Annotated in this window: 18 protein-coding genes; 12 read left to right on the top strand and 6 right to left on the bottom strand. The window is 60.4% G+C overall.

Annotation, left to right across the window (positions count from 1 at the left end; genetic code table 11):
* Positions 1–252 precede the first annotated feature (252 nt).
* Positions 253–597, bottom strand: a complete 345-nt coding sequence (locus tag ACWKV5_RS04970) for a pilin assembly protein (protein WP_123433675.1) — start codon at positions 595–597, stop codon at positions 253–255.
* Between the two features lie 214 nt (positions 598–811).
* Between ACWKV5_RS04970 and ppc the strand changes: the two genes are divergently transcribed.
* The 7 genes from ppc (at position 812) to ACWKV5_RS05005 (ending at position 8,098) form a co-directional block, all read left to right on the top strand.
* Complete coding sequence (gene ppc / locus ACWKV5_RS04975; protein ID WP_483840424.1) at positions 812–3,442, top strand: phosphoenolpyruvate carboxylase; 2,631 nt, start codon at positions 812–814, stop codon at positions 3,440–3,442.
* Positions 3,443–3,730: 288 nt separating this feature from the next.
* Positions 3,731–4,378, top strand: a complete 648-nt coding sequence (gene adk, locus ACWKV5_RS04980) for an adenylate kinase (protein WP_027924949.1) — start codon at positions 3,731–3,733, stop codon at positions 4,376–4,378.
* 87 nt (positions 4,379–4,465) lie between these two features.
* Positions 4,466–5,140: a tRNA (adenosine(37)-N6)-threonylcarbamoyltransferase complex dimerization subunit type 1 TsaB gene (tsaB, locus tag ACWKV5_RS04985; RefSeq protein WP_483840425.1), complete on the top strand. Its 675-nt coding sequence runs from the start codon at positions 4,466–4,468 to the stop codon at positions 5,138–5,140.
* 244 nt (positions 5,141–5,384) lie between these two features.
* The gene (locus ACWKV5_RS04990) at positions 5,385–5,690 is read left to right on the top strand and encodes a hypothetical protein (RefSeq protein ID WP_123433679.1); all 306 of its coding nucleotides are present in this window, start codon (positions 5,385–5,387) and stop codon (positions 5,688–5,690) included.
* Entirely contained in the window at positions 5,690–6,550 is an 861-nt protein-coding gene (locus tag ACWKV5_RS04995; protein ID WP_483840426.1) for a DUF72 domain-containing protein, read from the top strand. Before ACWKV5_RS04990 ends, ACWKV5_RS04995 begins: the two co-directional genes overlap by 1 nt.
* Positions 6,551–6,584: 34 nt before the next feature.
* Entirely contained in the window at positions 6,585–7,406 is an 822-nt protein-coding gene (locus tag ACWKV5_RS05000) for an isocitrate lyase/PEP mutase family protein (protein ID WP_483840427.1), read from the top strand.
* A gap of 2 nt (positions 7,407–7,408) precedes the next feature.
* Entirely contained in the window at positions 7,409–8,098 is a 690-nt protein-coding gene (locus ACWKV5_RS05005; RefSeq protein WP_483840428.1) for an extensin-like domain-containing protein, read from the top strand.
* Positions 8,099–8,115: 17 nt separating this feature from the next.
* On the opposite strand, the gene ACWKV5_RS05010 is transcribed toward ACWKV5_RS05005, so the two are convergent.
* Positions 8,116–8,736 (bottom strand): energy transducer TonB, encoded by a 621-nt coding sequence (locus ACWKV5_RS05010; protein WP_483840429.1) that lies wholly within the window; start codon positions 8,734–8,736, stop codon positions 8,116–8,118.
* Between the two features lie 93 nt (positions 8,737–8,829).
* Here ACWKV5_RS05010 and ACWKV5_RS05015 point away from each other — a divergent pair, with 93 nt between their 5' ends.
* Positions 8,830–9,612: a class I SAM-dependent methyltransferase gene (locus ACWKV5_RS05015; protein ID WP_483840430.1), complete on the top strand. Its 783-nt coding sequence runs from the start codon at positions 8,830–8,832 to the stop codon at positions 9,610–9,612.
* Between the two features lie 97 nt (positions 9,613–9,709).
* Here ACWKV5_RS05015 and ACWKV5_RS05020 read toward each other — a convergent pair whose 3' ends face one another.
* Positions 9,710–10,354: a TetR/AcrR family transcriptional regulator gene (locus ACWKV5_RS05020; protein ID WP_483840431.1), complete on the bottom strand. Its 645-nt coding sequence runs from the start codon at positions 10,352–10,354 to the stop codon at positions 9,710–9,712.
* Positions 10,355–10,447: 93 nt separating this feature from the next.
* Here ACWKV5_RS05020 and ACWKV5_RS05025 point away from each other — a divergent pair, with 93 nt between their 5' ends.
* The 3 genes from ACWKV5_RS05025 (at position 10,448) to ACWKV5_RS05035 (ending at position 16,083) form a co-directional block, all read left to right on the top strand.
* Positions 10,448–11,548, top strand: coding sequence for an efflux RND transporter periplasmic adaptor subunit (locus ACWKV5_RS05025; protein ID WP_483840432.1), 1,101 nt, complete (start codon positions 10,448–10,450; stop codon positions 11,546–11,548).
* Positions 11,549–11,554: 6 nt separating this feature from the next.
* Positions 11,555–14,620 (top strand): efflux RND transporter permease subunit, encoded by a 3,066-nt coding sequence (locus ACWKV5_RS05030; protein ID WP_483840433.1) that lies wholly within the window; start codon positions 11,555–11,557, stop codon positions 14,618–14,620.
* Positions 14,621–14,715: 95 nt separating this feature from the next.
* The gene (locus ACWKV5_RS05035; RefSeq protein WP_483840434.1) at positions 14,716–16,083 is read left to right on the top strand and encodes a Fic family protein; all 1,368 of its coding nucleotides are present in this window, start codon (positions 14,716–14,718) and stop codon (positions 16,081–16,083) included.
* Between the two features lie 64 nt (positions 16,084–16,147).
* On the opposite strand, the gene ACWKV5_RS05040 is transcribed toward ACWKV5_RS05035, so the two are convergent.
* The gene (locus tag ACWKV5_RS05040; protein ID WP_483840435.1) at positions 16,148–16,837 is read right to left on the bottom strand and encodes a DUF4197 domain-containing protein; all 690 of its coding nucleotides are present in this window, start codon (positions 16,835–16,837) and stop codon (positions 16,148–16,150) included.
* Positions 16,838–16,893: 56 nt separating this feature from the next.
* On the bottom strand, positions 16,894–19,398 hold the full coding sequence (gene plsB / locus ACWKV5_RS05045) for a glycerol-3-phosphate 1-O-acyltransferase PlsB (RefSeq protein ID WP_483840436.1): 2,505 nt from the start codon (positions 19,396–19,398) through the stop codon (positions 16,894–16,896).
* A 165-nt stretch (positions 19,399–19,563) separates the two neighbouring features.
* On the opposite strand from plsB, the gene ACWKV5_RS05050 reads away from it, so the two are divergent.
* Positions 19,564–19,773, top strand: coding sequence for a cold-shock protein (locus tag ACWKV5_RS05050; protein ID WP_483840437.1), 210 nt, complete (start codon positions 19,564–19,566; stop codon positions 19,771–19,773).
* A 136-nt stretch (positions 19,774–19,909) separates the two neighbouring features.
* On the opposite strand, the gene ACWKV5_RS05055 is transcribed toward ACWKV5_RS05050, so the two are convergent.
* Complete coding sequence (locus tag ACWKV5_RS05055) at positions 19,910–20,287, bottom strand: hypothetical protein (protein WP_483840438.1); 378 nt, start codon at positions 20,285–20,287, stop codon at positions 19,910–19,912.
* Positions 20,288–20,300: the final 13 nt, after the last annotated feature.

The raw sequence follows: 20,300 nt of genomic DNA on the forward strand, positions 1-20,300 counted from the left end.
CGTTTTTTAAAAGTTCAGAGAAATTCACCGAGCCTGCGAAAAAGCACGAAAGGCTCTAAATCGGGAACTTTGGCGGCGAGAGGCGGTATTCCCAGGCTTTTTTGCCCTCGGGAACACTCGTTTTTTGATGGGTATTACATCCCTTTGTGGGAGCGAGCCTGCTCGCGAATGCAGTGAGTCAGTCAACCGTAATGTTGAATGTTGTACCGCATTCGCGAGCAGGCTCGCTCCCACAGTTTTACATAGGCCGGATCAGTGTTTTTGCTTGTCACTGCCGCCCGACAAATCATGCAAATGCCGTCGCGACAACGCGAGAAAACGCGGTGTAGGACCGACGTCTTCGTACAGTGGATCACCTTCTTCGTCAGTGGCCACAACGGTCGAGCCCTTCACGTAGGGAAAGCTTTTTTCCAGCTCTTCCAGGGCAGCGCCGATCAGCTCGCCGAGCAGCTCTTCAGGTTGGCGTTTGGGGTACATTTCGGTAATGGCCGCCAGCCGCGCGGCGGCTTCCACGTCCAGGTGAATCGTGTAGCCCGTCTCGGTCAGGCGACCCTTGGCGTTTTCTTCCCAATGCTGGGCAAGCTCGCGAATTTTCATAGTGACCTCAATGCGTTCCTGCTCGTGGCAGGCCGTTTCAGTGTCCGGCAGTGGCCGGCGAAAGCCGTTGTGCGGCTTCCTCTTCAGACTAGCTTCTGCGCGCCGGGTTTAAAGTCCCTTCGTCGTTTGCTTGTAAGAACGGCCTTACGGCGGCACTCTTGGGGTCAAAGCATGATGTTCATGGCCGCCCGGATTTTTTGCTGGAGAACTGCTGATGACCGATATTGATGCACGCTTGCGCGAAGACGTTCACCTGTTGGGTGAGTTGTTGGGCTACACCATTCGTGAACAGTACGGGGACGGTTTTCTCGACAAGATCGAGCAGATCCGCAAGGGCGCCAAGGCCGACCGACGCGGTTCGATGGACGCCGAACTGAGCGCCAGCCTCAACCAATTGAGCGATGACGAGTTGCTGCCGGTTGCGCGGGCGTTCAACCAGTTTCTCAACCTGGCCAACATCGCCGAGCAATACCAGCTGATTCACCGCCGCGAAGCCTCGCAGCCCGCACCGTTCGAAGCGCGCGTGCTGCCGGAACTGCTCGCACGGCTGCGCGCCGAAGGCCACAGCGCCGACGCCCTGGCCCGGCAACTGGGACGACTGGAGATCGAGTTGGTGCTGACCGCGCACCCGACCGAAGTGGCGCGCCGCACGCTGATCCAGAAGTACGACGCGATTGCCGCGCAACTGGCCGCGCAAGACCACCGCGACCTGACCCCGGCCGAACGCGAACAGATACAGGCGAAATTGCAGCGCCTGATCGCCGAAGCCTGGCACACCGAAGAAATCCGCCGCACCCGCCCGACACCTGTTGATGAAGCCAAATGGGGCTTCGCGGTGATCGAGCATTCGTTGTGGCAGGCGATCCCCAATTACCTGCGCAAGGCCGATAAAGCCCTGTTTGACGCCACCGGCCTGCACTTGCCGCTGGAGGCTGCGCCGATTCGTTTCGCCTCGTGGATGGGCGGCGACCGCGACGGTAACCCCAACGTGACCGCTGCCGTGACCCGTGAAGTGTTGCTGCTGGCGCGCTGGATGGCTGCCGATTTGTACGTGCGCGACGTCGACCATTTGGCGGCGGAACTGTCGATGCAGCAGGCCAGCGAGGCCTTGAAAGCCAAGGCCGGGGACAGCGCCGAACCGTATCGCGCGGTGCTCAAACAACTGCGCGAACGTCTGCGGGCCACGCGCAATTGGGCGCACGCCTCTCTGACGACGACCACCCCGGCACCGGCCGATGTGCTGCAAAACAACCGTGATCTGCTCGCTCCACTGGAGCTCTGCTACCAGTCGCTGCATGAGTGCGGCATGGGTGTGATCGCCGACGGTCCGTTGCTCGATTGCCTGCGTCGGGCAGTGACGTTCGGCCTGTTCCTGGTGCGCCTCGATGTGCGTCAGGACTCGTCGCGGCATACCGCCGCCATGACTGAAATCACTGATTACCTGGGCCTCGGTCGCTACGAAGACTGGAGCGAGGACGAGCGCATCGCCTTCCTGATGCGCGAGCAGAACAACCGTCGACCATTGTTGCCGGCGTACTTCAAACCGTCGGCCGATACTGCCGAAGTGCTGGCGACCTGCCGGGAAATCGCCGCCGCCCCTGGCGCTTCGCTGGGTTCGTATGTGATCTCAATGGCCGGTGCCGCCTCCGACGTGCTCGCGGTGCAATTGCTGCTCAAAGAGGCGGGCGTGCTGCGGCCGATGCGCGTGGTGCCGCTGTTCGAAACCCTTGCCGACCTCGACAACGCCGGCCCGGTGATCGAAAAACTGTTGCTGCTGCCAGGCTATCGTTCGCGCTTGCAAGGCCCGCAGGAAGTGATGATCGGCTACTCCGACTCGGCCAAGGATGCCGGCACGACGGCAGCGGCCTGGGCGCAGTATCGAGCGCAGGAACGCTTGGTCGACATCTGCCGCGAGCAGCAAGTGGAACTGCTGTTGTTCCATGGTCGCGGCGGCACTGTGGGGCGTGGTGGCGGTCCGGCGCACGCGGCGATTCTGTCGCAGCCGCCGGGTTCGGTCGCCGGGCGTTTCCGTACCACCGAGCAAGGGGAAATGATTCGTTTCAAATTCGGCCTGCCGGACATCGCCGAGCAAAACCTCAATCTGTACCTGGCCGCAGTGCTGGAAGCGACCCTGCTGCCACCGCCGCCACCAGAGCCTGCGTGGCGCCATTTGATGGACGAATTGGCCGCTGATGGGGTCAAGGCGTACCGCGCCGTGGTGCGCGAGAACCCGCAATTCGTCGAGTATTTCCGCCAGTCGACGCCGGAACAGGAACTGGGACGCTTGCCGCTGGGCAGTCGCCCGGCCAAACGCCGCGCCGGCGGGATCGAAAGCCTGCGCGCGATTCCGTGGATCTTCGGCTGGACGCAAACGCGCTTGATGTTGCCGGCCTGGCTGGGCTGGGAAGCCGCGTTGAGCAAGGCGCTGGAGCGCGGTGAAGGCGAGCTGTTGGGGCAGATGCGCGAGCAATGGCCGTTCTTCCGCACCCGCATCGACATGCTGGAAATGGTCCTGGCCAAAGCGGACGCGGACATCGCCCAATCCTACGATGAGCGTCTGGTCGAGCCGGAATTGCTTCCTTTAGGTGTGCACTTACGCGACCTATTGTCGCAGGCGTGTGCCGTGGTCCTTGGGCTGACCGGTCAGTCGCAGCTACTGGCACATAGCCCAGACACCCTTGAATTCATCCGGTTGCGCAACACCTACCTCGACCCGCTTCATCTATTGCAGGCGGAGTTGCTGGCCCGTTCGCGGCAACAGGATGTGGCGCAGGGCAGCCCGGTAGAACAGGCGTTGCTGGTGTCTGTGGCGGGGATTGCCGCCGGTTTGCGAAATACCGGCTAAGGTTTTTGCCGTGGGGCGAGGCACTCGGCGCGGGCGTCGGGTGCCGTTGGGCGAGGGCTGGAAAAGGTCGGTCAGGCGACAGTTAATGATGGGGTTGCGACTTGGGGCACTCCATCAAAAGGTCACATCAGGCAGCGGTTTCTCCGACTTTCGGCGGCTTGTGTGGTCCGGGCCTGCTGTGTATCTTGATCAGCCTTTGGCCGTTTGGGCGGTCACGACCCTATTTTTGAGATTGGCCCCACGAGGCGAATCTGACGTTATCCATATAAAAAATTGAGGAGCACATCGATGCGCGTCATTCTGCTGGGAGCTCCCGGGGCCGGTAAAGGTACTCAGGCTAAGTTCATCACCGAGAAATTCGGCATTCCGCAAATCTCCACTGGCGACATGTTGCGTGCAGCCGTCAAGGCCGGCACCGAGCTGGGCCTGATCGCCAAGAGCGTCATGGACAGCGGCGGTCTGGTCTCCGATGACCTGATCATCAACCTGGTCAAGGAACGCATCAGTCAGGCGGATTGCGCCAACGGTTTCCTGTTCGACGGTTTCCCGCGCACCATTCCTCAGGCTGAAGCCCTGGTGAAGGCCGGCGTCGAGCTGGACCACGTGCTGGAAATCGACGTCAAAGACGAAGACATCGTCCAGCGTATCGCCGGCCGTCGTGTTCACGAGGCCAGCGGCCGCGTGTACCACATCGTCTACAACCCGCCGAAAATTGCCGGTAAAGACGACATCACCGGCGACGAGCTGGTACAGCGCAAAGACGATACTGAAGAAACCGTGCGTCATCGCCTGTCGGTCTACCACGCCCAGACCGAGCCTCTGGTGAAGTTTTACCAGGAGCTGTCCGCCGCTCAAGGCAAACCGAAGTACAGCCACGTTGAAGGTGTTGGCTCGGTTGAAGCGATCACCGGCAAAGTGCTTGAAGCACTGAGCTAAAAAAACGCTTCATCTTCTACGGCCCGCTTGCGGGCCGTAGTTGTTTATACTGGCGCACTTTTTCTGACCTCTCTTACGGAAACATCGATGAGCACCTTGCTGGCCCTGGACACCGCGACTGAAGCTTGCTCCGTTGCCTTGCTGCATGACGGCAAAGTCACGAGCCATTACGAGGTGATCCCGCGCCTGCATGCGCAGAAGCTGTTGCCGATGATCCAGCAACTGCTCGCCGATGCGGGGACCACGCTGCAAGCGGTCGATGCCATCGCGTTTGGCCGTGGGCCGGGCGCGTTTACCGGTGTGCGGATTGCCATCGGGGTGGTGCAAGGCTTGGCGTTTGCGCTGGATCGCCCGGTCTTGCCGGTGTCGAACCTGGCCGTGCTGGCGCAACGCGCATATCGCGAACACGGCGTGAGCCAGGTCGCGTCCGCCATCGATGCGCGGATGGATGAAGTGTATTGGGGCTGCTACCGCGAAACGGCGGGGGAGATGCGCCTGGCAGGCAATGAAGCCGTGTTGCCGCCGGAAGTGGCGGCGTTGCCGGCGGATGCCAGTGGCGAGTGGTTTGGCGCGGGCACGGGTTGGGGTTATGCCGAGCGCATTGCCGTGAACCTGACCGGGCAGGACGCGGGCATGTTGCCGCATGCCGAAGATCTCCTGACGCTGGCACGGTTTGCCTGGGAACGGGGTGAGGCGATTGTGGCGGATGAAGCGCAGCCGGTTTACTTGCGCGATAAAGTGGCGACACCCAAGGCGCGTTGATTTCTCTGTATCGAGTAGGTCCTATCGCGAGCAAGCTCGCTCCCACAGGGGATTGGTGAACGCCGCAGATCCAGTGTGGGAGCGAGCCTGCTCGCGAAGGCATTTTGTGTAACGCAGCCAATCGTCGATTTATACCCCCAGCTTTTAAACCTTTTCCCGATTCTGTGTTCTAGTTATCACCAAGCGGTTTGCGAAGCGGCCAATGCGCCACTAAACTGCCATCATTGATACCGGACATGTACTCATGCGTATAGACGGCCTTTCCTCTCAGTCCTACCCCATCAAGCGCAAGGCTCGCAAAGGCCCTGTGGCAGAAGACGATTACGTCGATATCGACGGCGAGCTGGAAATTCCGTCCGAAGAGCAAATGGCTGCCCGTGCCGCCAAAGCCTCGGCGCAACGCCTGAGCAATCTGCCGGCGCGTCAGCAAGACATGATCTACCACCGCGCCATGAGCAAAAGCGTCGCCACCGCGCTCGCCAGCTACCTGAGCACGGCCACTTTTGTCGATTGGGATACGGATGTGCTGGGTCTCGACCTGTACATCTGATGGTTCAGCCTTACTACCTCGGCTGCCCGTCCTGGAGTGAAAACGCCTGGCGCGATTATCTTTATCCGCCAGACGCGAAAGCCTCCGAGTTTCTAAATCTCTATACCCAAGTATTCAACGCCGTAGAAGGCAATACGACCTTCTACGCGAGCCCGGCTGCCACCACTGTCGAACGCTGGGCCGAGGCCATGCCCGAACACTTTCGTTTCACCGCCAAGTTTCCTGGCGATATCAGCCACGGCGGCGACCTGCGCGAGCAACTGACCGCCGCCGAAACCTTCGTGCAATTGCTTAGCCCCTTGGGTGAGCGGGTTTCGCCGTTGTGGCTGCAATTGTCGAAAAGCTTTACGCCGCAGCGATTGCCCGAACTGGCCGCGTTCATTGATGCACTGGAACGCCCGCTGGCCGTCGAGGTGCGCCACGATGCGTTCTTCGCCAAGGGCGATGCCGAGCGCATGCTCAATCGCCTGCTACTGGATCGCGGTGTCGAACGCATCTGCCTCGATCCGCGTGCGCTGTTCAGTTGCATCTCGACCGATCCCTCGGTGCTTCACGCCCAGTCGAAAAAGCCCAAGGTACCGCCACGTCCGGCGGCGTTCACCCAGTTTCCGCAGGTGCGTTTCATCGGCCATCCACAGCTGGAAGCCAACGATCCGTTTCTGCTTCCGTGGGTCGAGAAAATCGCCGCGTGGATCGAAGAGGGGCGCACGCCCTACATCTTCCTGCACACCGCCGACAACCTGCTGGCCGCCCGGCTGGCGCAACGTTTTCACGCACAACTGATGGTGCGTTTACCTGGCCTGCCGCCGCTGCCTGAGCTATACAGAGAACCCGCAGCGGAGCAACTTGGATTGCTCTGAGGCGGATTCGTCCCCCTATTCAGGAGCCTGCCCAATGGATGCGCAAACCCTTCGAGCCCAGGCGTTCAAAGCGCTGCACGAACGCGATGGGGCTTTCGTCATTCCCAACCCGTGGGACGCCGGCTCGGCGAAGATGCTCGCCAGCCTCGGTTTCGAGGCGCTGGCAACCACCAGTGCCGGTTACGCTTTTTCCAATGCACGCCCGGATGGCGCGCTGACCCTCGACGATACGCTGGCTAATGTTCGGGCGATTGTCGCGGCCACTGATCTGCCGGTGGCGGTGGATCTGGAAAACGGTTTTGCCGATGACCCCGCGCAATGCGCCCAGAGCATTTTGCGCGCGGCTGAGGCCGGTGCGGTCGGCGGCTCGATCGAAGACGCCACGGGCCGTGAAGCGGCGCCGATCTACTGCTTCGAACATGCCGTGGCGCGGGTTGCAGCGGCGGTGGCAGCGGCGCGCAGCTTGCCGTTCCCCTTCATGCTGACCGCGCGTGCCGAGAACTTTCTGCACGGCAATCCCGATCTCGCCGACACCATTCGCCGCTTGCAGGCGTTCGCCGAGGCCGGTGCCGACGTGCTCTATGCGCCGGGGTTGCGCAGTGCCGAAGATGTGTTGGCGGTGGTCCGTGCCGTGGCGCCCAAACCGGTCAATGTGTTGATGTCTGGCGGGCTCAAGTTGACGGTCGAGCAGTTGAGCGAAATGGGCGTCAAACGCATCAGCGTCGGATCGGCGCTGGCCTTGGCGGCGTATGGCGAATTTTTCCGTGCGGCTGAAGAGATCAAGACTTCGGGCACGTTCGGGTTTACCTCGCGCTCCATGCCGTACGCGAAGGCCAATCAACTGTTCAAAGGCTGACGATGCGGTGGTGGCTGTTGTTGATCCTGTTGCTCATTGGCGCGTTGGGCCTGGGTGTCTGGCGCGGCTGGATCTCCCTCCCACCGCAGTGGAACCCTTGGGCGCCACTGGACGTGAAGGCCGAACCGAACCTGTTGACCCGCTACAAGTTGATGCGCTTGGGCGATGATCCACAGTTGTGCGACCAGGCCTTGAGCAGTTCCGGATTGCGCGTGACCCGCCAGGCCGACAGCCCCGACGCCACGTGCCCGCTGATCAACACGTTGCGTGTGCAGGGCGGTGAAGTGGCCCTGAGCAGCAGCTTCCTCGCCAGTTGCCGGTTGGCGGTGTCGTTCGCGCTGTTTGACCGGCATGTCCTGCAACCCGCGGCGCAGACGGTCTACGGGCTGGCGGTGACGCGGGTTGACCATCTCGGCAGTTTTGCCTGTCGCAACGTTTACAACCGCAACAACGGCAGGCTCAGTCAGCACGCGTCAGCCAATGCGCTGGACATTGCCGGTTTCCGTCTGGCGGATGGGCGAACCATCAGCGTGCTCAAGGATTGGCCAAAGGATAATCAGGACACGCGGTTTCTACGTCAGGTCCGCGACGGTGCGTGCGACATGTTCAGCGTGGTGTTGAGCCCGGATTACAACGCCGCCCATCGCAATCATTTTCATGTGGATGTCGGGCCGTGGTGGGTGTGTCGCTGAGGGCCTGTTACAGAAGGTCAGGCGGCGATGCGCAGGTTTTGCAGTACGATCGGGCGAGCCCAGCCGTTATCGAAATCGAGCTGTTTTTGTTGTTCCACCAGTTCTTCGGGGGAGAACGGCGGGAACGGCTTGTCCAGCAGGTCCATCTCGAATTCGGCGATCGGCAGGTGCAGCGGACGTGGTTGTGGCGCCGGGCCGGCTTCCGGCACGGGTTGACCGGCGGTGAGCACGATAGGACGGACCCAGCCGCTTTCGAAGTCCTGTTGTTTCTGCTGAGCGACGATTTCTTCCGGCGGGAACGGTGGGGCCGGTTTGTCGGCCAGGTCCATTTCGAACTCGGCAATCGGCAAAAACAGTGGCTCCGGCGGGCGGACCACGGTGTCCGTCACGTTGCATTCGCGCTGGGAGACGATGTGCGCCAGCAGGTCGCTGCCGACGGTAGGCTCGACCGGGCTGTCGAGATCGACCGGTAGAAACTTGAGCGACTCAGGAACCCCGTCACCCGGCTGATCGGCCAGCGCCCGGGCAAAAAAATCTTGCCACAGGTGACTGACACCGCCCAACGCTTGGGTGTTTCGCAGGTTGTAATCGCCGTAGGGCGAGATAAAACCTGTGATTGTGGGTTGAAAGTCTGACATTTCTCTCGGTCGACGCTCAGCTCTGGCAAAATGCCCGTTAGTTTTGTTATCGGCCGTTTTTGCCGATCATTAATTTTTTGAGCGTGTTTTCCGATGATTGATCAACCGGCGGTTTGCCGCATCCATGTCGAGGCCCTGGGCACGACCTTTCAGCCCAAGGCCGAGCAATGGGCCGAGCGCCTGGGCTTGCCGTTGCAGGTGGATGATGGCGAGTTTGCCTTGCAGGTCGGCGAGCAGGGTTTACAGCTGCAACAACTCGGCGCGGATGCGCCGGGGCCGGTGCGGGTGGACTTCGTCGAAGGCGGGGCGGCGCATCGCCGGTTGTTCGGTGGCGGCACGGGGCAGATGATCGCCAAGGCCGTTGGCATCGCGCAGGGCGTGCGTCCGCGTGTTCTGGATGCCACGGCGGGGCTGGGCAAGGATGCGTTCGTGCTGGCGAGCCTGGGCTGCGAGATGAGCCTGATCGAGCGTCAGCCGCTGATCGGCGCCTTGCTGGAGGATGGCCTGGCGCGCGGCGCGGAAGATTTCGACGTGGCACCCATCGTGGCGCGCATGCGGTTGCTCAAGGGCAATTCGATTGAAGTGATGCGCAATTGGGAAGGTGAACCGCCGCAGGTGATCTACCTCGACCCGATGTTTCCCCATCGTGAGAAAACCGCGTTGGTGAAGAAGGAAATGCGCTTGTTCCGGCCGTTGGTGGGCGATGACCCGGACGCGCCGGCGTTGCTTGAGGCGGCATTGGCGTTGGCCAGTCACCGGGTTGTAGTGAAGCGGCCGCGCAAGGCGCCGTGTATTGCGGGACCGAAGCCGAGTCATGCGCTGGACGGGAAATCCAGCCGGTATGACATTTATCCGAAGAAAGCACTTAAACCCTGATACCGCGTCGCTCCCACATTGGATCTGTGCAACACCAGAGATCCCTTGTGGGAGCGAGCCTGCTCGCGAAGGGGCCAGAATTAGCACCCCAAACCTATCAGCTTGTCTCTGGCCGATAAGCCCGCATAAACAACCCCACCACTTCCTGCACATGCTCCTCGGCCGCAACCCCGGTCACCGGCCCGCCGCAGCCGTACAACAACCGAAAATTGCCCCCGCCCTTGAGCAAGCAGAAGAAATGCTCAGCCGCATTACGCGGTTTATCAATGCTCAACACACCGCTTTGATCCACCTGGGTCAGCAACCGCTCCATGCCATCCAGCATGCGTTGCGGGCCGGCCTCGAAAAAGATCAGCGAGAGTTTCGGGTCCTGGCTGCCGAGGGTAATCATCAGGCGGTGCAGGTTTACTGATTCGTCGCTATTGATCAGCTGGTGAAAGCCGTGCGCGATGTTCAGCAGCACGGTTTCCACGGCGACCCCGTCCGCCAGTTCGAAAAACAGCGGCGGCAGTTGCTCTTCGCATTTGGCGACCACGGCGGCGGAGAACAGCGTCTCCTTGTCGTTGAAGTGGCTATAGACGGTCAGCTTGGACACGCCAGCCTCAGCCGCCACGGCATCCATGCTGGTGTTCGCGTAACCCTTGCTCACAAACAGAATTTTCGCCGCATCGAGGATGGCCTGGCGCTTGGCCAGATCCTTGGGGCGGCCCGGACCGCTGGGTGCTGAAAGATTGTTCGACATATTCGCTTTTATTACTGGACTGGTGAGTTTGCTATTAATACCATACTGCTCAGTATAATTATTCCAAGCACCATTAGCGAAAGGTCGTTCACCATGTTCCGCTATGCCTTGCCCCTCGCGTTGCCAGTCAGTCTGGCGTTTTTATTGACGGCGTGTGGTCACGAAGAGGCGCCGCAAGTCACCATTCGCCCGGCCATGGTGGTTCAGCCAGAGCCTTCGGCGCAGGCGATGGAAAGCTATCCCGGTGAAGTGCGGGCGCGCTATGAGCCGGACCTGGCGTTTCGCATTGGCGGCAAAGTCAGCCGACGACTGGTCGAGGAAGGGCAGCGCGTCAAGGCTGACCAGCCGCTGGCAGAGCTCGACCCTCAAGACGTTCGCCTGCAACTGGAAGCCACCCGCGCCCAAGTCGCCGCCGCCGAGGCCAACCTGAGCCTGGTGCGCACCGAGCGGGATCGCTACAAGACCCTGATGGACCGTCAGATGGTCAGCCATTCGCAGTACGACAATGCCGAAAACCTTTACCGATCCGGTGAAGCCCGCCTCAAGCAAATCAAAGCCGAATTCAATGTCTCGACCAATCAGGCGAGCTACGCGGTGCTGCGCGCGCCTCAGGATGGCGTGGTGGCCAAGCGGGCCGTGGAAGTCGGGCAAGTGGTGGCTGCGGGGCAAACCGTGTTCACCATCGCCACCGATGGCGAACGTGAAGTGTTGATCAGCCTGCCGGAACAGAGTTTCGGTCGCTTCAAGGTCGGTCAGCCGGTGTCGGTAGAGCTCTGGACCCAACCGGATCAACGCTTCGCCGGCCGCATCCGCGAACTGTCGCCTGCCGCCGATCCAAAATCGCGCACCTTCGCCGCCCGCATTGCGTTTACCGCAGGCAAAGTCCCGGCAGAGCTCGGCCAAAGCGCCCGGGTGTTCATCCAGACGGCAGAAACCATTGCGCTGTCGGTACCGTTATCGGCGGTCACCGCAGAAAACGGCGCGACCTACGTGTGGGTGCTCGGCGCCAACAACACCTTGAAAAAAGCCCCGGTGCGCGTTGGCCCGTTCGGCGAGAAAACCGTGCCGGTGCTCGAAGGCCTGAATGCCAGCGACTGGGTGGTGGCTGCAGGTGTTCATGTGCTTCACGACGGGCAACAAGTGCGTCCGGTGGATCGCTCCAACCGCGTGGTCAATCTGGCGGACAAGGAGTAATTCCCGATGCGCTTCAACCTTTCCGAATGGGCGCTGCGTAATCGCCAGATCGTACTGTTCCTGATGCTCTTGCTGGCCGTCGTCGGTGCGCTTTCCTACACCAAGCTCGGCCAAAGCGAAGACCCGCCGTTTACCTTCAAGGCCATGGTGATTCGCACCAATTGGCCGGGGGCCACGGCTCAGGAAGTGTCGCGCCAAGTCACCGAACGCATCGAGAAAAAACTGATGGAAACCGGAGAGTACGAGCGCATCGTCTCGTTCTCCCGTCCGGGTGAGTCCCAGGTCACCTTTATCGCGCGCGATGCCATGCACTCGCAGGACATTCCCGAGCTCTGGTATCAGGTCCGCAAGAAGATCAGCGACATCCGCTACACCTTGCCGCCGGGTATTCAGGGGCCGTTTTTCAACGATGAGTTCGGCACTACGTTCGGCAACATTTACGCCCTGACCGGCGACGGTTTTGATTACGCGGTGTTGAAGGACTACGCCGACCGCATCCAGATCCAGCTGCAACGGGTCAAGGATGTTGGCAAGGTCGACTTGCTCGGACTGCAGGACGAGAAAATCTGGATCGAGCTGTCCAACGTCAAACTCGCCACCCTTGGCTTGCCGTTGGCCGCCGTGCAGCAAGCGCTTGAAGAGCAGAACGCCGTGTCGACAGCCGGGTTCTTCGAAACCACCAGTGAACGCTTGCAGCTACGGGTTTCGGGGAATTTTCAGACGGTCGATGAGATCAAGAACTTCCCGATCCGTGTCGGTGATCGCACGTTCCGCATTTCCGATGTGGCCGACGTTCGCCGTGGTTTTAACGATCCTCCCGCACCGCGCATGCGCTTCATGGCCGAAAACGCCATCGGTCTGGCCGTGGCGATGAAGGACGGCGGCGACATTCTGGTGCTGGGCAAGGCGCTGGAAGTCGAGTTCGACCGCATCCAGAACAACCTCCCGGCCGGGATGCAATTGCGCAAGGTCTCGGACCAGCCCGCCGCGGTGAAAACCGGGGTCGGCGAATTCGTTCAGGTGTTGGTTGAAGCCTTGGCGATTGTGTTGCTGGTGAGCTTCTTCTCTCTTGGCGTGCGCACCGGCATGGTGGTGGCGCTGGCGATTCCGCTGGTGCTGGCAATGACTTTTGCCTGCATGTATTACCTCGGCATCGGCCTGCACAAAATCTCCCTTGGCGCGCTGGTGCTGGCGCTGGGCTTGCTGGTGGACGACGCGATCATCGCCGTGGAAATGATGGCGATCAAAATGGAGCAGGGCTTCGATCGTGTAAAAGCAGCCAGTTATGCCTGGACCAGTACGGCGTTCCCGATGCTCACTGGCACGCTGATCACCGCTGCCGGCTTCCTGCCGATTGCCACCGCGCAATCGAGCACCGGCGAATACACCCGCTCGATCTTCCAGGTGGTGACCATCGCGCTGCTGGCCTCGTGGGTCGCTGCGGTGGTGTTTGTGCCGTACCTGGGGGAAAAACTCCTGCCGGATCTGGCGAAAATTCATGCGGCGAAACACGGCACCGATCAGCCCGACCCTTACGGCACACCGTTCTATGAGCGTGTCAGACGTCTGGTGGAGTGGTGCGTACGGCGGCGCAAAACGGTGATCGTGCTGACGATCATGATGTTCATTGGCTCGGTCATGCTGTTCCGTTTCGTGCCGCAACAGTTCTTCCCGGCGTCGGGGCGGCTGGAGCTGATGATCGATTTGAAACTGGCTGAAGGCGCCTCCCTGAGCAACACCGCCGACGAAGTCAAACGCCTGGAAGCCTTGCTGAAGGACCGTGCCGGTATCGACAATTACGTGGCCTACGTCGGCACCGGCTCACCGCGTTTCTACCTGCCGCTGGATCAACAACTGCCGGCGGCGAGTTTCGCGCAGGTGGTGGTCCTGGCCAAGACCATCGAGGATCGCGAAAGCCTGCGGACCTGGCTGATCGAAACTCTCAACGAACAATTCCCGGCCCTGCGTGGGCGGGTCACGCGTCTTGAAAACGGACCGCCCGTGGGCTATCCCGTGCAGTTCCGGGTGACCGGCGAGCACATCGACGAGGTCCGCGCAATGGCGCGTAAAGTGGCGGCCAAGGTTCGCGAGAATCCGCACGTGGTCAACGTCCACCTCGACTGGGAAGAGCCGAGCAAAGTGGTGTACCTGAACGTCGATCAGGACCGCGCCCGAGCGCTGGGTGTGAGCACGGCGAACCTGTCGAAGTTCCTGCAAAGCTCGCTGACCGGTTCCAGCGTCAGCCAGTACCGCGAAGACAATGAGTTGATCGAAATCCTGCTGCGCGGCACCCTGCACGAACGCACCGAACTGTCGTTGCTGCCGAGCCTGGCCGTGCCGACCGACAATGGCCGCAGCGTGGCACTGTCGCAGATCGCGACGCTGGAATATGGCTTCGAAGAAGGCATCATCTGGCACCGTAATCGCCTGCCGAACGTCACCGTTCGCGCCGACATCTACGGCAAGGAACAACCGGCCACGCTGGTGCAGCAGATCATGCCGACGCTTGATCCGATTCGCGCCGAACTGCCGGACGGTTACTTGCTGGACGTTGGCGGCACGGTCGAGGATTCCGCCCGTGGACAGAACTCGGTGAAGGCCGGTGTGCCGTTGTTCATCGTGGTGGTGTTGACGTTACTGATGCTGCAACTGCGCAGCTTCTCGCGCACGGTGATGGTGTTCCTCACCGCGCCGCTGGGGTTGATCGGCGTGACCTTGTTCCTGTTGGTGTTCCGGCAGCCGTTCGGTTTTGTCGCGATGCTCGGGACCATCGCGCTGTCCGGGATGATCATGCGCAATTCGGTGATTCTGGTCGACCAGATCGAACAAGACATCGCGGCGGGTCTCAAACCCTGGCAGGCGATTATCGAGGCGACCGTGCGCCGCTTCCGCCCGATTGTATTGACCGCACTGGCGGCGGTGCTGGCGATGATCCCATTGTCACGCAGCGTGTTCTTCGGGCCGATGGCGGTGGCGATCATGGGCGGGTTGATTGTGGCGACGGCGCTGACGTTACTGTTCTTGCCGGCGCTGTATGCGGCTTGGTTCAGGGTGAAGAAAGAGCCGGTCTGACTTCCTACATGTATTTCAGAATCCTCTGATATTGAGTCAGAGGACTCTGAATGCTGTACTCACGACTCAGTTTTACGAGTTTTGAGACAGTCATCATGAAGAAGCCACCGGTTGTAACGGGCAGGACCGATCCGGTGTTCGACCTGTTGATGAAATCTCCCCACAAGGAACGACTCCCGGACTATCTGGCCCTGCTGAAACCGCTGGATGATCAGGGGCGTTACCTCCCATTTAATGAATTGCGTTACCGCTGGGCGCCGGGTCTGGATTCAAGAGTGTGTTGGGCCTTGGTCAAAAAGGCCCGGACGGCACAGTATTCCTGCCTTCTGCCCTTGGGCGAACCAGTCCAGTGGGGCAATTTTTTGCTGACGCCGTTGGCGCAGAAAGCCATTTCGGCAGTCGATCGGCAAACCACCACCGCCGCGCTGGAATACATGACCAGCCAGATCGGTGAGCGTGCGCATTTCAGCTATCTGCTCAATGACCTGATCGAAGACGAAGCCATCAGCAGCAGCCAACTCGAAGGCGCTGCAACCACCACGCGGGCGGCCAAGGACATGCTCAAGCGCCATCGCCTGCCGCGTACGCCTGACGAGCGAATGGTCATTGGCAACTACCAGATGATGAACTTTGCCTGGGAACAACGTTATGAACCACTGAGTGTGGAACTCATCACCGCGATGCACCGTGTCGGCGTCGAGGGTATTGATGACGCGCAGTATTCGCCGGGCGAATTCAGAGGCAACGATGATGTAGTGGTGCAGGACGGCGAGGGCAACACCGTGCATACACCGCCGCCCGCGGCAGGGCTGGTGTCACGCTTGCAGGTGCTGTCGAAGTGGATCAATCGGTCCCACAACGATATCAACCGTGAGGACTACCTCCATCCGCTGGTGAAAGGCATCGCGCTGCATTTTGCCTTGGGTTACGAGCATCCTTTCCGCGATGGCAATGGTCGTGTCGCGCGGGCACTGTTTTACTGGTTCATGTTCAAGAATGATTTCTCGGCGTTTCGCTACATTGCTATCAGCGTGTTGCTGCGCAACGCACCCGTGAAATACGGGCGGTCGTATTTGAATACCGAGGCCGATGAACTGGACCTGACTTACTTCATTGATTTCCAGTGTTCGGTGATCCTGCGGGCCGTCAGCGGTTTTACCGAGGTCTATCGCAAGAGTCTGGCCCACGCCGAGCACTTTGATCGTTGGTTGATGGCGTCCGGTTTTTTCGACCAGCTCACCGAGAAGCAGCGCGCCGTCTATCAAGTGGCCAAGAGCGGGATGGCCAAGGAGTTCACAGCCGTCAATGTGAAGGAAAACCTCGACTGCTCTTACAACACGGCTTCGTCGACCTTGAATGGGTTGGTTGACTTGAAGGTGTTCGAGAAACGCAAGATGGGGCGCGAGTGGGTGTTCTTTTTACGGACGGCGCCCGTTGCCTCATCCATCATGGAAGCCGTTTAAATAAAAAAACCCGCTGAACCAGTAAAGGTCAGCGGGCTTTTTTACAGGGTTCAGTTGCTCGGAATTACAACGTCCCAAACACCTTCTTCGCCAGGCTGGTCGCCGCCGCAGCAGGGTTCTGGCGGATGGTTTCTTCCTGTTTGCCGATCATCTCAAACAAACCGTTCAAGGCCTGTTCGGTGACATAGTTTTCGACGTTGGCGTTCTTGGCATCCAGCACGCCCATGGTCGCCGCCTGACCGGCGAACGTGTTGTATTGCTTGGCCAGACCGACCTGATCGGTGGCCTGCTTCACAATCGGCAGGAACTTCACGCGGATCTGTTCGCGACTGGTTTTGTTCAGGTACTGAGTGGCCGAGTCGTTGCCGCCGCTGAGGATGCCCTTGGCATCTTCCACACTCATCTTCTTCACCGCCTCCACGAGGATCGGCTGGGCCTGGGTCACGGCGGTTTCAGCTGCTTTGTTCATGCTGGCTTCCAGTTCGTCGACCTGATCGCCCATGCCGAACTGCTTCATTTTGCCGGCGACCTTGCCGAGTTTGCCCGGCAAACCGATTTTCACCTCCGGGTTGTTGCTGAAGCCACCCGGTGTGCCAAGTTGTTTGACCGCCAGTTGTGCACCTTGGGTCAGGGCATCCTTGAGGCCGCCAGTGGCGTCCTTTTGCGACAGGTCGTTGAGCGACAGCGCCAGTGCGCTGGCGGAGATCATCAAGCCTGCGCAGAGGCCGGCGAAGCGAAGGGTAGGGCGGAACATGACAGCTTCCTTGTTCAAAAAATGGAAATTAGCGGACTACGTCAAAGCAGATGGATTCAGTCGGCCGGCGCCGCAGGTACGACCTGGTCCGCCGCATCTTCACTGCGATGCAACGCCACCTGACGGATCGACAAGCGAATCTCCGCCGGCAATACCCGTTTGGCCGCGCCTTCGGCCAGCTCGCCGAGCAGTTCGTGGTAGCTCAACTTGCCGGCTTCGTCGCGCTTGAGCACCTCGAGATCGAGCATTGTCTGGATGAAGTGACGGAACAGGCTCTTGTCGAAGAATTCCGGGGCGTTCAGGCCATGGAGAATCGACAGGCGCTGGGCCATGACTGTGCACAAGTCTTCCAGCTCTTCGGCGCTGATGCTGTTCTGGCCGCTGTTGAGCAGCAAGGACACGGTCATGTAGAAGCGCTGCAAAGTCTGGGCGATGCTCTTCGACAGCAAGGTCAGCAACACGAAATGCCGTGAGCTGGGTGCCGGGCGCAGGTAGACATCGTTTTCGAAACGCAACAGGCCTTGCTCGACGAACGCTTCCAGCCATTGGTCGATCACGGCGTCCAGTTCGTCCATGGACCAGCGAATGAACAGTTCCGACTGCAGGTACGGATAAAGTGCGCGGGTGTAACGCAGGATCTGGTCGCGGTTCATGCGCGACGCGCTCTGGAAGAAACTCGCGAGCAGCGCCGGCAACGCAAAAATGTGCAGCACGTTGTTGCGGTAGTAGGTCATCAGGACGGCGTTCTGCTCATCCAGGTACAGAATCTTGCCCAGGGCATCGCTCTGCTCGGACAGCAGGTCCATGTCCTTTACGTGCTCGATCAGCGCACGACCATCACCTTCCGGCAGCGTGGTGTGCGGCGAATACGGAACCTTGCGCAACAGCGCCAGGTACAGATCGAGCACTCGCGCCATGGCGCGATCATCCAGCGCCAGACGGCTGGTGGACAGTAACGCCAGGGCCACCAGGTTCACCGGGTTGATCGCTGCCGCTTCGTTCAGATGCTGTGCGACTTTTTCGCCGAGACGGTTAGTCGTTTCGGTGAGCCAGGCCGGTTTGAATTGCGGGCCGAGTTCCTGTTGGCGCCAGTCCGGCTGTTCGCTGTCGAGGAACTCCGCCAGTTTAATCGGCTCGCCGAAGTTCACCGCCACCTGGCCGAAGCGCTGCTTGAGCGCGCCGATGACTTTGAAAATATCGAAGATCGACTCTTTTTTCTTGGTCGCCCCACGCAGTTCGCCGAGGTAGGTCCGGCCTTCCAGTACGCGCTCGTAGCCGATGTACACCGGCACAAACACGATGGGCATGCGCGACGAACGCAGGAAGCTGCGCAGGGTAATCGCGAGCATCCCGGTTTTCGGTTGCAGCATGCGCCCGGTGCGCGAACGGCCGCCCTCGACGAAGTATTCGACCGGGAAGCCTTTGGTAAACAAGGTGTGCAGGTATTCGTTGAACACCGAGGTGTACAGCGGGTTGCCCTTGAACGTGCGGCGCATGAAGAACGCACCGCCGCGACGCAGCAAGCCGCCGATCCCCGGCATGTTGAGGTTGATCCCGGCGGCGATGTGCGGCGGGGTCAGGCCATTGCGGAACAGCAGATAGGACAGCAGCAGGTAGTCGATGTGGCTGCGGTGGCAGGGTACGTAGATCACTTCGTAACCCGGCGCGACCTTTTGCACGCCTTCGATGTTATTGACCTTGATGCCGTCGTAGATCTTGTTCCAGAACCAGCTCAGCACCACTTCCATGAAGCGGATCGCGGTGTAGGTGTAGTCGGAGGCGATCTCGTTGCCGTAGCGCAGGGCCTGGGCCTTGGCTTTCTCCGGGGAGATGTTCTCGCGCTCGGCTTCGTCGAGGATCGCTTGCTTGACCAGTGGCTGGTTGAGCAAGCCCTTGACCAGATTGCGCCGGTGGGAAATGTCCGGGCCGATGACCGCGGCTTTGAGGTTGCGGAAGTGCACCCGCAGGATCCGCTGGGCCATGCGCACGGTGCGCTCGTGGCCTTTGTTGTGATCGATCAGCTCGCGCAAGTGGATCGGCGCGGAGAACTGCACGCGGGTCTTGCGCCCCAACACGATGATGCTCAGCAAGCGGCGCAGACGCCCGGTAACCGCCCAGCTGTCGGCGAAGAGCAATTTCCAAGGGCTCGATTCGCTGTCCGGCGACTGGCCCCAGAACACGCTGACCGGAATGATTTGCGCGTCTTCGGCGGCATTCTGGCTCAGGGCGCTGACCAGGCGGGTCAGGGTTGGCGGTGCGCCGCGTTTGTCCTGACGGCCGAGCCAGTCGGGCTCTGGCGTCAGGTAGAAGAACGCTGCGGGTTCCAGCAGGTTACCCACTGAAACCGGCAACACCGGGCGGGGCAGGCCAGCCTTGCTGCATTCGGTGTCGACCACGGCGAGGTCGGTCAGCGAAGGGTTTTGCAGGACGTAGAACACCGGACGACTGCGGTCGAGGTTGAGGGTGAACGACGACTGGTTGATCGTCTCCGAGCGAACCCAGATATACAACAGTCGGCGCAGGGTGCCAAACACAAGACGGCGGAACGGGGAGCGGGTCATACGGCTTCTGCGTGAGTGAGTAAAACCGAGCAAATGCTCGGGCGGTCGATAGTGTGCCGTATTCACCGAAAATCGGCAAAAAAGCACCTAAGTAAAGTGAGTTGAGAGTTTTGGCGGCTGTCATATACTCGGCCGTTCAAAATAAAAACAAGGGGGTACTGATTCATGGCTACGCGCGAAACCGGCAACGTGAAGTGGTTCAACGACGCCAAGGGCTACGGCTTTATTCAACGCGAGGACGGGGTGGACGTGTTCGTGCACTACCGCGCGATTCGCGGCGAAGGGCACCGTTCGCTGGCGGAAGGCCAGCAGGTTGAATATGCCGTGATGACCGGCGAGAAGGGCTTGCAGGCTGAAGACGTTGTAGGCTTGTAAACCGGATCTTCAGTCGCCACAAACCACTGTGGGAGCGAGCCTGCTCGCGAATGCGGTCTATCAGTCAGCATCTAAGTTGAATGACACACCGCATTCGCGAGCAGGCTCGCTCCCACATTGGGTCCCTGTATGGGTTTTAAACAGTTTTCCAGGTGATCTCTTCTTCACCGTCAGCACTGATACGCATCCAGCGATCCGCTGTCTCTTCGCCTTCTTCCTCGACCCACGTCCCCGGTGCGCAACGCACTTCGACGTTCAGCGCAGCAAAGGCTGCGCGGGCGCAGGCGATGTCGTCTTCCCACGGGGTCTGGTCGCTGTCCAGGAACAGGCTGTTCCACTTGCCCACGGCTTTCGGCAGCCAGGTGACCGGCACGGTGCCGGCCTTGCACTTGTACGTCTGGCCTTTCTGGACCCAGTCGGTGCACGGGCCTAACGCAGTGCCGAGCCAGGCCGCGATGGCCTTGTAGTCGACGTCGGCGTCTTTCAGGTAAATCTCGATATCGGGTTGGCGCATGGATGTCCTCACT

This window comes from Pseudomonas oplopanacis, from assembly GCF_057128725.1.

Bases quoted from the DNA above. Each gene is read 5' to 3' on its own strand.
- ACWKV5_RS05020 (WP_483840431.1), bottom strand. From the start codon at position 10,354: ATGTCGAACAATCTTTCAGCACCCAGCGGTCCGGGCCGCCCCAAGGAT.
- adk (WP_027924949.1), top strand. From the start codon at position 3,731: ATGCGCGTCATTCTGCTGGGAGCTCCCGGGGCCGGTAAAGGTACTCAG.
- ACWKV5_RS05010 (WP_483840429.1), bottom strand. From the start codon at position 8,736: ATGTCAGACTTTCAACCCACAATCACAGGTTTTATCTCGCCCTACGGC.
- ACWKV5_RS04990 (WP_123433679.1), top strand. From the start codon at position 5,385: ATGCGTATAGACGGCCTTTCCTCTCAGTCCTACCCCATCAAGCGCAAG.
- ACWKV5_RS05050 (WP_483840437.1), top strand. From the start codon at position 19,564: ATGGCTACGCGCGAAACCGGCAACGTGAAGTGGTTCAACGACGCCAAG.
- ACWKV5_RS05040 (WP_483840435.1), bottom strand. From the start codon at position 16,837: ATGTTCCGCCCTACCCTTCGCTTCGCCGGCCTCTGCGCAGGCTTGATG.
- ACWKV5_RS05000 (WP_483840427.1), top strand. From the start codon at position 6,585: ATGGATGCGCAAACCCTTCGAGCCCAGGCGTTCAAAGCGCTGCACGAA.
- ACWKV5_RS05055 (WP_483840438.1), bottom strand. From the start codon at position 20,287: ATGCGCCAACCCGATATCGAGATTTACCTGAAAGACGCCGACGTCGAC.
- ppc (WP_483840424.1), top strand. From the start codon at position 812: ATGACCGATATTGATGCACGCTTGCGCGAAGACGTTCACCTGTTGGGT.
- ACWKV5_RS05005 (WP_483840428.1), top strand. From the start codon at position 7,409: ATGCGGTGGTGGCTGTTGTTGATCCTGTTGCTCATTGGCGCGTTGGGC.
- ACWKV5_RS04970 (WP_123433675.1), bottom strand. From the start codon at position 597: ATGAAAATTCGCGAGCTTGCCCAGCATTGGGAAGAAAACGCCAAGGGT.
- ACWKV5_RS05015 (WP_483840430.1), top strand. From the start codon at position 8,830: ATGATTGATCAACCGGCGGTTTGCCGCATCCATGTCGAGGCCCTGGGC.
- ACWKV5_RS04995 (WP_483840426.1), top strand. From the start codon at position 5,690: ATGGTTCAGCCTTACTACCTCGGCTGCCCGTCCTGGAGTGAAAACGCC.
- ACWKV5_RS05030 (WP_483840433.1), top strand. From the start codon at position 11,555: ATGCGCTTCAACCTTTCCGAATGGGCGCTGCGTAATCGCCAGATCGTA.
- ACWKV5_RS05035 (WP_483840434.1), top strand. From the start codon at position 14,716: ATGAAGAAGCCACCGGTTGTAACGGGCAGGACCGATCCGGTGTTCGAC.
- plsB (WP_483840436.1), bottom strand. From the start codon at position 19,398: ATGACCCGCTCCCCGTTCCGCCGTCTTGTGTTTGGCACCCTGCGCCGA.
- tsaB (WP_483840425.1), top strand. From the start codon at position 4,466: ATGAGCACCTTGCTGGCCCTGGACACCGCGACTGAAGCTTGCTCCGTT.
- ACWKV5_RS05025 (WP_483840432.1), top strand. From the start codon at position 10,448: ATGTTCCGCTATGCCTTGCCCCTCGCGTTGCCAGTCAGTCTGGCGTTT.